At 62.6% G+C, this 15,183-nt stretch carries 10 protein-coding genes; 4 read left to right on the top strand and 6 right to left on the bottom strand.

The window, feature by feature from the left end; all coding sequences use genetic code 11:
• Positions 1–62 precede the first annotated feature (62 nt).
• From lpdA to typA, 4 genes are all read right to left on the bottom strand, one after another.
• A complete protein-coding gene (lpdA, locus tag HV770_RS02060; protein WP_175157849.1) occupies positions 63–1,493 on the bottom strand; it encodes a dihydrolipoyl dehydrogenase in 1,431 nt (476 codons plus the stop codon).
• Positions 1,494–1,644: 151 nt separating this feature from the next.
• The gene (gene odhB, locus HV770_RS02065; protein ID WP_175157850.1) at positions 1,645–2,919 is read right to left on the bottom strand and encodes a 2-oxoglutarate dehydrogenase complex dihydrolipoyllysine-residue succinyltransferase; all 1,275 of its coding nucleotides are present in this window, start codon (positions 2,917–2,919) and stop codon (positions 1,645–1,647) included.
• A 140-nt stretch (positions 2,920–3,059) separates the two neighbouring features.
• A complete protein-coding gene (locus HV770_RS02070) occupies positions 3,060–5,921 on the bottom strand; it encodes a 2-oxoglutarate dehydrogenase E1 component (RefSeq protein ID WP_175157851.1) in 2,862 nt (953 codons plus the stop codon).
• Positions 5,922–6,322: 401 nt separating this feature from the next.
• A complete protein-coding gene (gene typA, locus HV770_RS02075; RefSeq protein ID WP_175157852.1) occupies positions 6,323–8,149 on the bottom strand; it encodes a translational GTPase TypA in 1,827 nt (608 codons plus the stop codon).
• A 333-nt stretch (positions 8,150–8,482) separates the two neighbouring features.
• Between typA and HV770_RS02080 the strand changes: the two genes are divergently transcribed.
• The 4 genes from HV770_RS02080 (at position 8,483) to HV770_RS02095 (ending at position 13,470) form a co-directional block, all read left to right on the top strand.
• Complete coding sequence (locus tag HV770_RS02080; RefSeq protein ID WP_175157853.1) at positions 8,483–8,998, top strand: MarR family winged helix-turn-helix transcriptional regulator; 516 nt, start codon at positions 8,483–8,485, stop codon at positions 8,996–8,998.
• Positions 8,999–9,047: 49 nt separating this feature from the next.
• Positions 9,048–10,556, top strand: coding sequence for an efflux transporter outer membrane subunit (locus HV770_RS02085; RefSeq protein ID WP_175157854.1), 1,509 nt, complete (start codon positions 9,048–9,050; stop codon positions 10,554–10,556).
• Between the two features lie 72 nt (positions 10,557–10,628).
• Complete coding sequence (locus HV770_RS02090; RefSeq protein WP_175157855.1) at positions 10,629–11,873, top strand: EmrA/EmrK family multidrug efflux transporter periplasmic adaptor subunit; 1,245 nt, start codon at positions 10,629–10,631, stop codon at positions 11,871–11,873.
• Complete coding sequence (locus HV770_RS02095) at positions 11,842–13,470, top strand: DHA2 family efflux MFS transporter permease subunit (RefSeq protein ID WP_281366190.1); 1,629 nt, start codon at positions 11,842–11,844, stop codon at positions 13,468–13,470. The genes HV770_RS02090 and HV770_RS02095 overlap by 32 nt, the downstream gene beginning before the upstream one ends.
• Positions 13,471–13,607: 137 nt before the next feature.
• Here the strand turns inward: HV770_RS02095 and truB are convergent, their stop codons facing one another.
• A complete protein-coding gene (gene truB, locus HV770_RS02100; RefSeq protein ID WP_175157857.1) occupies positions 13,608–14,543 on the bottom strand; it encodes a tRNA pseudouridine(55) synthase TruB in 936 nt (311 codons plus the stop codon).
• A 91-nt stretch (positions 14,544–14,634) separates the two neighbouring features.
• Positions 14,635–15,000: a 30S ribosome-binding factor RbfA gene (gene rbfA / locus HV770_RS02105; protein ID WP_121318621.1), complete on the bottom strand. Its 366-nt coding sequence runs from the start codon at positions 14,998–15,000 to the stop codon at positions 14,635–14,637.
• Positions 15,001–15,183: the final 183 nt, after the last annotated feature.

Consider the following 15,183-nt stretch of genomic DNA (forward strand, 5'->3'; position numbering starts at 1 on the left):
GGGATTGAACCCGCCCGCCTTTGTGGTGATGCCAGAGTGCGTTCAGTCAGGCGTGCGCGTGATTACATGTTCAGCGCGCGCTTGTCGACGGCCAGCGCCGCTTCGCGCATGACTTCCGACAGCGACGGGTGCGGATGGCAAATGCGGCCGAGATCTTCCGACGCCGCCTTGAATTCCATCGCCACCACGGCTTCCGCGATCAGGTCCGATGCGTTTGCCGAGATGATGTGCACGCCGAGCAGTTCGTCGGTCTTCGCATCGGCGATCATCTTGACGAAACCATCCGCCTTGTTGATGCCCAGTGCGCGGCCGTTCGCCATGAACGGGAACTGGCCCGTCTTGACTTCGCGGCCTTCCGCCTTCAGTTGCTGCTCCGTCTTGCCGACCCACGCGATTTCCGGTTCGGTGTAGATCACCCACGGAATGCAGTTGTAGTCGATGTGCGGCTTCTGACCGTCGATGATCTCGGCGACCAGCACGCCTTCATCTTCGGCCTTGTGCGCGAGCATCGGACCACGCACCACGTCGCCGATCGCGTACACGTTCGGCACCGCCGTCGCGCAGTGGTCGTCGACGTCGATGAAGCCGCGCTCGTTGGCCTTCAGGCCGATCGCTTCGAGACCGAGGTTGTCGGTGTTCGGCACGCGGCCGATCGACACGATCAGGCGGTCCGCTTCGAGCGTCTTCGCGTTGCCGTCCTTGTCCGTGTAGGCGATCGACACGCTCTTGTCGGTCGTCGTCACTTCGCCGACCTTCACGCCGACCTGGATGTCGAGACCCTGCTTCTTGAACTGCTTGGCCGCTTCTTTCGCGAGCGCCTGGTCAGCCGCGCCGAGGAATTCCGGCAGCGCTTCGAGCACGGTCACTTCCGCGCCCAGACGGCGCCACACCGAACCCAGTTCCAGACCGATCACGCCGGCGCCGATCACGGCCAGCTTCTTGGGAGCCGTGTCGAAAGCCAGTGCGCCTTCGTTGTCGGAGACGATCTTGTTGTCGACCGGAATGTTCGGCAGATGGCGCGCCTTCGAACCCGTCGCGATGATCACGTTCTTCGCCGTGACCACTTCGGTTTCGCCTTCGCCGCTCACTTCGATCTGCACACCGGCGTCCGTCTTGCCGGTGAACTTGCCGTGGCCCTTGAGCCACGTGATCTTGTTCTTGCGGAACAGGAATTCGATGCCCTTGGTCATCTTCTCGACGATGCCGTCCTTGCGGGCCATCATCTTCGAGATATCGACCTTGACGTTTTCCACGGAAATGCCGTGGTCCGCGAGGTGATGCGATGCGTTTTCAAACTCTTCCGACGACGCAAGCAGCGCCTTCGACGGAATGCAACCCACGTTCAGGCAAGTGCCGCCGAGCTTCAACGCGCCAGCCGGGTTCTTCCACTTTTCGATACATGCGACGGTCTTGCCGAGCTGCGCTGCGCGGATGGCGGCGATATAACCGCCAGGGCCTGCGCCGATCACGACGACGTCAAATTCTTTGGACATGACAATCCTTTCGATAACGGAACGGCGCGCGGCCACGTTTCGTGGCGCGTGCCGTTCCTGTACTGCGGAATGCTAAAGACGTACTGCTCAGATGGCGCCGGCTTGCCCGATATCAACCCAGGCGAACAAGCCGGCAACGCCGGGACGGCGATTACAGGTCGAGCAGCAGGCGGGCCGGATCTTCCAGCGCGTCCTTCATCGCGACCAGCGACAGCACCGCTTCGCGGCCGTCGATGATGCGGTGGTCGTACGACAGCGCCAGGTAGTTCATCGGGCGGATCACGATCTGGCCGTTTTCGACCACAGCGCGTTCCTTCGTCGCGTGCACGCCCAGAATGGCGGATTGCGGCGGGTTGATGATCGGGGTCGACAGCATCGAGCCGAACACACCGCCGTTCGAGATCGAGAACGTACCGCCGGTCATTTCTTCGATCGACAGCTTGCCGTCCTTGGCCTTCTGGCCGAATTCGGCGATCTTCTTCTCGATGTCGGCAAGGCTCAGTTGATCCGCGTTGCGCAGGATCGGCACCACCAGACCACGCGGCGATCCGACAGCGATACCGATGTCGAAGTAGCCGTGATAGACGATGTCGTTACCGTCGATCGACGCGTTCACCAGCGGGAACTTCTTCAGCGCGTGAACCGCCGCCTTCACGAAGAACGACATGAAGCCGAGCTTCACGCCATGTTCCTTCTCGAACTTGTCCTTGTACTTGTTGCGCAGGTCCATCACCGGTGCCATGTTCACTTCGTTGAACGTGGTCAGGATGGCGTTGGTTTGCTGCGACTCGAGCAGACGCTCGGCGATACGCGCGCGCAGACGCGACATCGGCACGCGTTGTTCCGGGCGGTCCTTCAGCCACTGGTCGCCCGATGCCGGCGCCTTGACGTCCGGCAGCGACGGCTTCGCAGCCTTCGGTGCGGCAGCCGGTGCGGGTGCTGCCTTGGCAGCCGGGGCGCCCGCAGTCAACACGTCGCCCTTGGTGATGCGGCCATCGCGGCCGGTGCCGGCGACGTCGCCCGACGACAGGCCCTTCTCCGCCATCAGCTTACCGGCAGCCGGCGAAGCAGCGGTGTTCGAACCCGCGGCGGCAGCGGCTTGCGCAGCCGGCGCCGGTGCGGCGGCCGCAGCGGCAACCGGAGCCGGTTTGACTTCTGCTTCGACAGCTGCGGCGCTTGCGGTGCCTTCCGTGTCGATCTTCGCGATCACCTGATCGGCGACGACAATGTCGCCGTCGTTCGAGATGATTTGCGCGAGCACGCCGGCCGAGGGTGCCGGCACTTCGAGCACGACCTTGTCGGTCTCGATTTCGATGAGAATTTCGTCGACAGCAACAGCCTCGCCGGGCTTCTTCTTCCACTGCAGCATCGTGGCTTCCGAGACCGACTCGGAAAGCTGGGGAACCTTGACTTCAACAATAGCCATTATGAATATCCTGAATACGTATCGGGTGACGGCGCGGGGAACGACGACCGCCTGCGAACCATGACCGCGGATGAACCTTCACTGGATCACCAGACGCGGTACGGGAAAGCGCAGCGCGCCTTCCCGGTTCGTCTGTTCTCTTATTTAGCGATCGACGCGCTCTTGAGGCGGCCGAAAGCACCTTCCACCAGCGCCTTCTGCTGCTCGTAGTGCTTCGCGTAGTAGCCGACTGCCGGCGAGGCCGAAGCCGGACGGCCGCTGTACGCCAGCTTCTGCCCTTCCTTCATGCCTTCCTTCAGGTGGTGCTCGATGTAGAACCACGGGCCCTGATTCTGCGGCTCGTCCTGCACCCAGACCACTTCGGTCGCGTTGTCGTACTTCTTGATTTCCGCTTCGAACTGCTTATGCGCGAACGGATAGAGCTGTTCGATACGGACGATCGCGGCGTCGTTCGACTTCGATTCGCGGCGATGCGCGAGCAGGTCGTAGTACACGCGGCCCGAGCAGACGATCACGCGCTTGACCTTCTTCGCGTCGATGGTCTCGTCGGTTTCGCCGAGCACCGGCTGGAACGAACCCTTCGCCAGTTCCGACAGATCCGACACGGCTTCCTTGTGACGCAGCAGCGACTTCGGCGTCGCGACGATCAGCGGCTTGCGGAACAGGCGGATCATCTGACGGCGCAGCAGGTGGAAAATCTGCGCCGGCGTGGTCGGCTGAACGACCTGCATGTTGTGGTCTGCGCACAGTTGCAGGAAACGCTCGATACGCGCCGACGAGTGCTCCGGACCCTGGCCTTCGTAGCCGTGCGGCAGCAGCATCGTGAGACCCGACACGCGGCCCCACTTCACTTCGCCCGACGAGATGAACTGGTCGATCACGACTTGCGCGCCGTTCACGAAGTCGCCGAACTGCGCCTCCCATGCGACGAACGTATTCGGTTCAGCGGTCGAGTAGCCGTATTCGAAGCCCAGCACCGCTTCTTCGGACAGCACCGAGTCGATCACCGTGAACTTCGCCTGACCTTCGGCGATGTTCTGCAGCGGCACATAGGTACCGTCATTCCAACGTTCGCGGTTCTGATCGTGCAGCACCGCGTGACGGTGCGTGAACGTGCCGCGGCCCGAGTCCTGACCGGTCAGCCGCACTGCATAGCCCGATGCGACCAGCGACGCGAATGCCAGGTGTTCGCCCATGCCCCAGTCGAGCTTCGCTTCGCCACGGCCCATCGCGCGACGGTCGTTGATGACGCGCTCGACCAGCGGGTGAACCTTGAAGTTTTCCGGGATCGTGGTGACGCGCTCAGCGAGGCGCTTCAGTTCGGCGAGCGGCACGGCCGTGTCGGCTGCATCGGTCCACTTGCGGTTCAGGAACGGCACCCAGTCGACCGCGTACTTGCTCTTGTAGTTCGAGAGCACCGGGTCGATGGTGTGATGGCCTTCGTCCATCGCCTTGCGGTAAGCCTTGACGAACTCGTCGCCTTCTTCCGCGGTGATCACGCCCTGTTGCACCAGCTTTTCAGCGTACAGCGCGCGCGTGCCCGGGTGCTTCGCAATCGTCTTGTACATCAGCGGCTGCGTGACCGCCGGCGTGTCCTGCTCGTTGTGACCCAGCTTGCGGAAGCAGACGATGTCGACGACGACGTCCTTGTGGAACTGCATCCGGAAGTCGATCGCCAGTTGCGTCGCCAGAACGACCGCTTCAGGATCGTCGCCGTTCACGTGCAGCACCGGCGCTTCGATCATCTTGACGACGTCCGAGCAGTACAACGTGGAGCGCGAGTCGCGCGGGTCCGACGTCGTGAAGCCGATCTGGTTGTTGATGACGATGTGCAGCGTGCCGTGCGTGCCGTAACCGCGCGTTTGCGCGAGGTTCAGCGTTTCCATCACGACGCCTTGGCCCGCGAAAGCCGCGTCGCCGTGGATCTGCACCGGCAGCACTTGCAGCCCGCTGTCGTCACCGCGACGGTCCATACGGGCCTTCGCCGAACCTTCGACCACCGGGTTGACGATTTCGAGATGCGACGGGTTGAACGCGAGCGACAGGTGAACCGGCCCGCCTTCGGTCGAAACGTCCGACGAGAAACCCTTGTGGTACTTCACGTCGCCGGCCGGCAGGTCGTCGACGTGCTTGCCTTCGAATTCGGCAAACAGGTCGGCCGGCATCTTGCCGAGCGTATTGACCAGCACGTTCAGACGGCCACGGTGAGCCATGCCGATGACGATTTCCTGAACGCCGTTGGCGCCGCCGTGACGCACGACTTCGTCCATCGACGCGATGAAGCTTTCGCCGCCTTCGAGCGAGAAGCGCTTCTGGCCGACATACTTCGTGTGCAGGAACCGCTCGAGGCCTTCAGCGGCCGTCAGGCGATTCAGGATGTGCTTCTTCTTTTCTTTGGTGAAGTTCGGTGTCGAACGGATCGACTCGAGCTTCTCCTTCCACCAGCGCTTCTGTTCCGGATCGCTGATGTACATGTACTCGGCGCCGATCGTGCCGCAGTACGTATCGCGCAATGCCTTGACGATCTCGCGCAGCGACGCACGCTCGAATCCGAAATACAGATTCGTTGCGCTGAACTCCTGGTCCATGTCGGCTTCGGTGAAGTCGTAGAACGCGGGTTCAAGTTCGGGAATAGCGGGACGTTCGCGGCGCTTCAGAGGATCGAGATTGGCCCATTGCGAGCCGAGGAAGCGATATGCGCCGATGAGGGACTGTACATAAACCTGCTTGCGGGCGGTTGCGAGATCTTCGCCGCCAGCAGCCGTGCGAGGGATGAAGGCATTGGCCTTGGCCCGTTGAGCAAACGATTCGACGATCGGGCCATGGGCCACGTCGTTGGCATTGCTGCCATCCGATGCAGGAACGTTCTGCAACGCGTCGAAATAGCTGCGCCAGTTCTCGGGCACTGACGCCGGATTATCGAGATACGCTTCGTACATTTCTTCTACGTACGGAGCATTGCCGCCGAACAGATAAGAGTTCGACTGGAATTGCTTCATCATTTTTACGCTCACCTTTCTTCGAGTTTCTCGAGAAATAGCGGGTTACAGAACCTTCCGCGACACGGCCTGACCGTTTAGCGGATTGCGCGAATCAAGTCTTGCTTGGAAGGACCTAAAACTTTGCACCCGGGGAGCATATCACAGAACGAATGGCGCAGATAGCAGACGGATTGTCGCCCAAGCCCGCCGCGGCGGGCTTTCACGACCGATCGCAGGACTCATTTCGCAGCGCGCAATAGTGTTCTGCGGAAACGGGGACGAATAGTCGATGAGCTGCAACAACCGCATGCAACACGCCTTGTTCCCAAGCGCGAAAATGACGAAAGCCACCCGAAGGTGGCTTTCGTCTTCAACGCCGCGCAGCAAAGAATCGCTGCGAACCGGCACAGGCCGAGGCCTGTTTAGTCCACCGCGCCCTTGCGGCTTGCGCTACGGCGCTCGTGTTCCTTCAGATAGCGCTTGCGCAGTCGGATCGATTGCGGCGTGACTTCGACCAGTTCGTCGTCGTCGATGAATTCGACCGCGTATTCCAGCGACATCTGGATCGGCGGCACGAGGCGCACTGCTTCGTCGGTACCCGACGAACGCACGTTGGTCAACTGCTTGCCCTTGATCGGGTTCACGACCAGGTCGTTGTCGCGGCTGTGGATGCCGATGATCATGCCTTCATACAACGGCTCGCCCGGCGACACGAACATACGGCCGCGATCCTGCAGCTTCCACAGTGCGTACGCGACTGCCGCGCCGTCGTCCTGCGAAATCAGCACGCCGTTGCGGCGCTCGCCCACCGCGCCTTCCTTGACCGGCTGGTACGAGTCGAACGTGTGGCTCATCAGGCCCGTGCCGCGCGTGAGCGTCAGGAACTCCGACTGGAAGCCGATCAGGCCACGCGCCGAAATACGGTACTCGAGACGCGTACGGCCGCGGCCGTCCGACGCCATGTCGAGCATTTCACCCTTGCGGCGACCCAACTCTTCCATCACGCCGCCCTGGTGGCCGTCTTCCATGTCGACGGTCAGGTTTTCGTACGGCTCGTGCTTCACGCCGTCGATTTCCTGCATCACCACGCGCGGACGCGACACGGCCAGCTCGTAGCCTTCGCGACGCATGTTTTCAACGAGAATGGTCAGGTGCAGTTCACCGCGGCCCGCCACTTCGAAGGTGGTTTCGTCGCCGGTTTCCTTCACGCGCAGCGCGACGTTGTGGTTCAGCTCCTTCATCAGGCGGTCACGGATCTGACGGCTCGTGACGAACTTGCCTTCGCGGCCAGCCAGCGGCGACGAATTAACGAGGAAGTTCATCGTCAGCGTGGGTTCGTCGACGGTGATCATCGGCAGCGCGTCCGGCTGTTCCGGTGCGCAGATGGTCACGCCGATGCCGATTTCTTCAATACCGTTGATCAGCACGATGTCGCCGGCTTCGGCCGAGTCGACCTGGACGCGCTCGAGGCCCTTGAACGACAGCACCTGATTGATCTTGCGGTTCAGGATCGCGCCATCCGGGCCCGAACGCACGGCAACCGCCATGCCCGGCTTGATACGGCCACGCGTGATGCGGCCCACGCCGATACGACCGACGTACGACGAGTAATCTAGCGATGTGATCTGCAGTTGCAGGGGCGCGTCCGGATCGGCCGCGCGCACCGGCACGTGCTTGAGCACGGCTTCGAACAACGGACGCATGTCGCCTTCGCGCACGTCCGGCGTCAAGCCAGCGTAGCCGTTCAGACCCGATGCGTAGACGATCGGGAAGTCGAGCTGCTCGTCGGTTGCGCCCAGCTTGTCGAACAGGTCAAAAGTCTGGTTGATCACCCAGTCGATCCGCGCACCCGGGCGATCCACCTTGTTGATCACGACGATCGGCTTCAGCCCGAGCGCCAGCGCCTTCTTGGTCACGAAGCGCGTTTGCGGCATCGGGCCTTCGACGGCGTCGACCAGCAGCAGCACCGAGTCGACCATCGACAGCACGCGCTCCACTTCGCCGCCGAAGTCGGCGTGCCCCGGGGTGTCGACGATGTTGATGTGCGTGCCTTCGTATTCAACCGCGCAGTTCTTCGACAGGATCGTGATGCCACGTTCCTTTTCGATGTCGTTCGAGTCCATCACGCGCTCGGCGACTTGCTGGTTGTCACGGAAGGTGGCGGTCTGACGGAGGAGCTGGTCGACGAGCGTGGTCTTGCCGTGGTCGACGTGAGCAATGATGGCGATGTTGCGTAGGGCGCGGGTCATAGGAAACCTGGAGACAGTTGGAGTGCGCCGCTTGCTTATGCCGGTTACGACTTACTGATACCAACCACGACAAGCCCAAAGCGCACTTTTGGGAACCCAACATTGTAGCACGCAAGAATGAAGCTTTCTGGTATTCCCTGATAGACCCGCCATCTTCGACGCAATGGAGCGTAAGACAGCAACCTGATTCCGTCAGCACAAACCTACGCAAAGCCGCATTTATTCCGGCTTGGGAGCGGACAGATCCTTGCCTAAGCTGTAATAACGCTTGCCGCGTCAATCAACCGCGCCCTATAATCCTGCCTAGTCAACCATTGCATTCGCACGAGAATCATGACGGAGCCGTCCCCCCATCCCGCGCCGAACCTCAGCGAGTATCAGCTAGGCGAAAGCGTGGGCTATCTCCTCTCGCGGGTGAAGTCGACCATGTCGAACCTGGTCACCCAGCGCAGCATGGCGGAGTTGGGCATCACCAGTCAGCAGGGCAGCATTCTGTTCATGGTCGCCAGCGGAAAATGCCTGCTGGCCGCCGAACTGGCCCGTGAATACGGCATCGACGCAAGCGCCGTCACGCGCCTCGTAGACCGTCTGGAAAAGCGCGGACTGCTGACCCGCGTGCGTAGCAACGAAGACCGCCGGGTCGTACGCCTTGCGCTGACCCCGGAAGGCCATGCGATCGCAGCCAGAATGCCGGGCATCTTCAACGGCGTGCTGGACAGCCTGCTGAACGGCTTCACCGCCGAAGAGGTGGGCTTCCTGAAGAGCATGCTGCGTCGCGTGCTCGTCAATTCCGGTGATCAAACGGGACTAGCCCGTGATGCAGCAAGCAATTTTGACAGCAAATCGTAAGAAATTGCTTGCAGCGTCCATCATTACATTTCACTCAAAGAGTCGAGCGATGAAATCCCTTTCCCTGTCCGCGCCCGCGCTTTCGAGCCGGGCCGCTGTCGCCGCTGCGGTGACGGCGCTTGCCCTCACGGGGTGCGCGAACTACTTCGGCATGAAGAACGACAAGCAGATCTCGTCGCCGACGCAGTACGAGTCAGCGCGGAGTCTGCCCGGCGAAGGCGGTCAATGGCCGTCGCTCGACTGGGCCCAGCAGTTCGGCGACCCGCAGTTGTCCCAACTGATCACGGAAGCGCTCGACGGCAGTCCGTCGATTGCGCAGGCACAGGCGCGTCTGGCGAAGGCGTCCTCGTATATCGAAAGCTCGCGCTCGGCGCTGTTCCCGAAAGTCAACGCCAGCTATTCGTGGACCCGCGAGATCTTCTCCGCGAACTCGCTCTACCCGCCTCCGTACGGTGGCACGTGGTATAGCGAGAACAACGTACTCGCGAGCGCGTCGTGGGACCTCGACCTGTGGGGCAAGAATCGTGAGCGCCTCGGCCAGGCCGTGTCGCAGGAAAGGGCCGCTCAGGCGGACATGCAGCAGGCGCGCGTGACGCTCGCTGCGTCCGTGGCGAGCACCTACAACCAGCTCGCTCAGTTGTACGCGTTCCGTGAAATCGCCGAGCGAGAAATCGCCAACCGCAAGGACATCGGCCGCATCACCGATGGCCGCGTGGCGGCCGGCCTCGACACCAACGTCGAGCGGCAAACCGCGACGGGCAACATCGCGACCAGCCAGTCGAACCTGACCGACTTCGACGGCCAGATCACCGTCGTGCGCTACCAGCTAGGCGCGCTGCTCGGCAAGGGTCCAGACCGCGGCCTGCAGATCGCCAAGCCGACGCTGACAGTCGGCGACACGGTCGCGCTGCCGAACAATATCCCGGCCGACCTCGTGGCGCGCCGGGCGGATATCGTCGCCGCGCGCTGGCAGGTCGAAGCGGCCATGCACGACGTGAAGGAAGCGAAAGCCGAATTCTTCCCTGACGTGAACCTCGCGGCCGGCTTTGGTTTCGACGCGTTCGGCTGGGGCCGTTTCCTGACCGCGTCGAGCCGTCAGATCCAGTTCGGTCCGGCGATCCACCTGCCGATCTTCGACGCCGGCGCATTGCGCTCGCAATTGAAGGGCCGTTTTGCCGATTTCGACCTCAACGTCGCGAACTACAACCAGACGCTGATCAACGCGCTCCAGCAGGTGGCGACGCAGGTGTCGTCGATCCGCTCGATCGACCAGCAGGAAGGCGACGCGCAACGCGCCCTCGATGCGTCGAGCAAGGCCTACCAACTCGCCGTGATCCGCTACAAGGCCGGCCTGTCGCCGCAATTGCAGGTGCTGACCGCCGACCAGAATCTGCTCGCCGCCGAACAGACGGTGACGGGCCTGAAGATGCGCCGCCGCGATATGCAGATCGGCCTCATCAAGGCGCTCGGCGGCGGTTTCGACGCAACGCAGACCGGCCTCGTGGTACCGACCGATGCCCCGGCGTCGGCGGCCACCGCGACCGCCGCGGCGAACTGACCACGCGCCGCGCAGCACGCACACCAACATCCGAATAAACGACGACGTTCAAGAGAACCCGGAGCACATCAAATGAGCACCCCCCAACAGCCCGCGCCTAACGCACAGCCGGCACAACCGGCACAACCGGCGAACAACGGCAAACGCAAGCGCATGATGACGCTGCTCGTCATCGTGATTCTGATCGCCGCGCTCGCCTATGGCCTGTACTACTTCCTCGTCGCGCGCTTCCATGAAGACACCGACGACGCGTACGTGAGCGGCAACGTCGTGCAGATCACGCCGCAAGTCACGGGCACCGTGATCGCCGTGAACGCGGACGACACGCAGGTCGTCAAGGCGGGCGATCCGCTCGTCGTGCTCGATCCGGCCGATGCGCGCGTCGCGCTCGAACAGGCCGAGGCGAATCTCGCACAAACGGTGCGCCAGGTGCGCGGGCTGTTCGCCGACGACAATCAATACCAGGCTCAAGTCGAACTGCGTCAGGCCGATCTGTCGCGCGCTCAGGACGACCTGAAGCGCCGTCTGACGGTCGCGCAAACCGGCGCGGTGTCGCAGGAAGAAATCTCGCACGCCCGCGACGCGGTGAAGAGCGCGCAAGCCGCCGTCGACGCCGCGAAGCAGCAACTGGCGTCGAACCGCGCCCTGACCGCCAACACCACGATCGCGAACCATCCGAATGTGCAGGCCGCCGCCGCGAAGGTCCGCGACGCGTACCTGAACCATGCGCGTAACGTCCTGCCCGCGCCCGTGACCGGCTACGTTGCGAAGCGCTCGGTGCAGGTCGGCCAGCGCGTCTCGCCGGGCACCCCGTTGATGGCCATCGTGCCGCTGCACGACGTGTGGGTCGACGCGAACTTCAAGGAAGTGCAGCTCAAGCACATGCGCATCGGCCAGCCGGTGGAACTGACCGCCGACGTGTACGGTTCGTCGGTGCCTTATCACGGCAAGGTGGTCGGCTTCTCCGCAGGCACGGGTTCGGCGTTCTCGCTGCTGCCCGCGCAAAACGCGACCGGCAACTGGATCAAGGTGGTGCAGCGTCTGCCGGTGCGTATCGCGCTCGATCCGCAGGAACTCGACAAGAACCCGCTGCGGATCGGTCTGTCGATGCAAGCCGACGTGAACATCAAGGACGCCAGCGGCGGCCAGCTCGGCAACGCGTCCAATACGGCCTACCAGACCAACGTCTTCGATAAATACGGCGACGAAGCCGACGCGGAAATTGCGCGCATCATCGCGGAAAACGCCGGGCCGAACGGCGGTACGCCGAAGTCGGCGCAGACCGGTGCCGCCGCGAAGCCCGCAGCGAAGAGCTAAGCAGCCACACGACGATTCAGAGAAGGCTTCTTTAATGGCTCAGGCTCAGGCGCAAGCCCCTCATCCGCCACTCGAGGGCGCGCAACTGGTGATCGGCACCATCGCGGTGTCGCTCGCCGTGTTCATGAACGTTTTGGACACGTCGATCGCGAACGTGTCGATTCCGTCGATCTCAGGCGACCTCGGCGTGTCGGCCGACCAGGGCACGTGGGTAATCACCTCGTTCGCGGTCGCGAACGCGATCTCCGTGCCGCTGACCGGCTGGCTCACCGACCGCATCGGCCAGGTGCGCCTGTTCATGGCGTCGATCGTGCTGTTCGTGATTTCGTCATGGCTGTGCGGTCTCGCGCCGACGCTGCCGTTCCTGCTGGCTTCGCGCGTGCTGCAAGGCGCGGTGGCCGGCCCGATGATCCCGTTGTCGCAAACGCTGCTGCTCGCCAGTTATCCCCGCGCGAAGGCGCCGATGGCGTTGTCGATGTGGGCGATGACCACGCTGATTGCGCCGGTGGCCGGTCCGATTCTGGGCGGCTGGATTTCCGACAACATCTCGTGGCCATGGATTTTCTACGTCAACATTCCGGTCGGCATCATCGCCGCCGGGGCGACGTGGATGATCTTCCGCAACCGTGATTCAGCGATCCGGAAAGCACCGATCGACGGCGTCGGCCTCGGCCTGCTGATCGTCTGGGTCGGCTCGCTGCAGGTGATGCTCGATAAGGGTAAGGATCTCGACTGGTTCTCGTCGACGACCATCGTCGTGCTGGCACTGGTCGCGGTGATCGCGCTCGCGTTCTTCATCGTGTGGGAGTTGACGGCCGAGCATCCGGTGGTGGATCTGTCGCTGTTCAGCCGGCGCAACTTCACGGGCGGCACGATCGCGCTGTCGGTCGGCTACGGGCTCTACTTCGGCAATCTGGTGTTGCTGCCGCTGTGGCTGCAAACCGATATCGGCTACACCGCGACCGAAGCGGGGCTGGTGATGGCGCCCGTCGGTCTGTTCGCCGTGCTGCTGTCGCCGATCACGGGCAAGATCTTGCCGCGTACCGATCCGCGCTACATCGCGACATTGTCTTTCCTCATCTTCGCGCTGTGTTTCTGGATGCGCTCGCGTTATACGACCGGCGTCGATACGTATTCGCTGCTGCTGCCCACGTTGATTCAGGGTATCGGTATGGCGGGATTCTTCATTCCGCTCGTGTCGATCACGCTGTCGGGCTTGCCCGGCAACCGTATTCCGGCGGCGTCGGGTCTGTCGAATTTCGTGCGGATCATGTGCGGCGGTATCGGCACTTCGATTTTCCAGACCGCGTGGGATCACCGCACGATCATGCATCACGCGCAACTGGCCGAACAGGCGAACGCCTACAACCCGGTGTTCGATCAGTCGGTCCGACAGATGGGCGCGGCAGGCTTCAGTCAGCCGCAGGCGTATGGTCTCTTCAACTCGATGGCCACGCAGCAAGCCGCGCAATTGGGCGTGAACGATCTGTTCTTTGTTTCCGCCGGCATTTTCGTGGCACTGATCGCGCTGATCTGGATCACGCGGCCGGAACGCGCGGGCGGCGATGCAGGCGCAGCGGCCGCCGCGGCGCACTGAGGCTCCGCTTCAGTCCTACGACGCGCTCAAGATGAAAAAAGGCGGGACCGCTCGATCGCGGTCCCGCCTTTTTCTTTGCACTTGCAGCAGGCCGGACGCCGTCGCCGGACGCGTCTGCTTAAAGTCGCGACAGCGATCTAGTTAGCCGTCGTTACCACCAGCCGTTCGGGCGCGAGCACGCCCTCGCCTTGCTTCGCGACGCCCAGCAAGCGGCCTTGCCCCGCATAGACTCTTACGCGCGGCGCGTTCACGGCGTCGCCGCCAATGGTCAACTCGGACAGCTTGAGGCGTTGACCATGCAGAAAACGGCGCGTGTCGTCTTCGTTCAACCGCACGAGCGGGAAGGTTGACAGCAACGCGTCTACCGGCTGCAGCCACGAGTCGCGCTCGCTTTCGCTTGCATCGGACAACGCATCGAGCGTCACCGAATTCGCGAGCGTCAGCGCGCCGACACCCGTGCGCCGCAGCACGACCAGATGTGCGCCGCAACCCAGCGCTTCGCCGATATCCTCGGCCAGCGTGCGCACGTAGGTGCCCTTGCTGCAAGTCACGCGAAATGTCACGTCCGGCAGCGCGCACGCGAGCAATTCGAGTCTGAGAATCGTTACCTGACGCCCTTCCCGCTCCAGGGTCTGCCCAGCGCGTGCATATTCATACAGCGGTTTGCCGTCGCGCTTGAGCGCCGAATACATCGGCGGCACCTGGACGATGTCGCCGAGAAACTTTGGCAGCACCGCCTGCACCGCGGCCTCGCCGCACGTCACTTCGCGCGTGTCGATCGCTTCGCCCTCGGCGTCGCCGGTAGTCGTGCGAATGCCGAGGCGCATGGTCGCCTCGTAGGTCTTGTCGGCTTCGAGCAGATCTTGCGAAAACTTGGTGGCTTCGCCGAAACACAGCGGCAGCAGGCCTGTCGCAAGAGGGTCGAGCGTGCCGGTATGGCCGGCTTTTTTCGCCAGATAAAGACGCTTCGCGCGGATCAGCGCGTCGTTGCTCGACAGGCCTAACGGCTTGTCGAGCAGCAGGACCCCGTCGAGCGCGCGACGCGGCACGCGGGGGCGTTGAGGTGCGGTCATGTCGGAAAGGCGGAAACTTCAATGAATACAAAAACGGCACTGAGCGTATCGGGCTCAGGCATGGTAACGAGCGCGGCCGCTCACGCTGCGCTCAGTCTTCCTTCGCGCGATTGGCATTCGCCTCGTCGATCAGACGCGACATTTCGACGGCGCGCTCGATCGTCTTGTCGTAGTGGAAATGCAGCGTCGGCACGGTATGGATATGCAGTCGTTTGAAGAGCTGATTATGCAGATGGCCGGCTGCGTGCGTGAGCGCTTCGAGCGTCTGTTGCGGGTCGCCGGTCAGCGTCGTGAAATAGACTTTCGCGTGCGCGTAGTCCGGCGTCAGCTCGATGCTCTGAATGGTGACGATGCCGATGCGCGGATCCTTGACCTCGCGCAGCAGCTCGGACAGATCGCGCTGGATCTGATCGGCGATCTGCACGTTGCGATTGGGAGAAGAACGTTTCTTAGGCATGGTGTTGTGTGATCCGATCTGACGGATGCAAAAAATGGTTCGCGCAAACCGTGGTGATTTTTTCGCGCGGCATATAAGCGGCGCGCTTTTCAAAGCATGACCAGGGCGCTTGCGCACAAAACAGTGGGCCCAAAAACAACGGGCGGGGCGGGCGTCAAAGCCCGCTCCGCCCGTTGAGCCGTG

The organism is Paraburkholderia fynbosensis, assembly GCF_902859935.1.
GTDB lineage: Bacteria > Pseudomonadota > Gammaproteobacteria > Burkholderiales > Burkholderiaceae > Paraburkholderia > Paraburkholderia fynbosensis.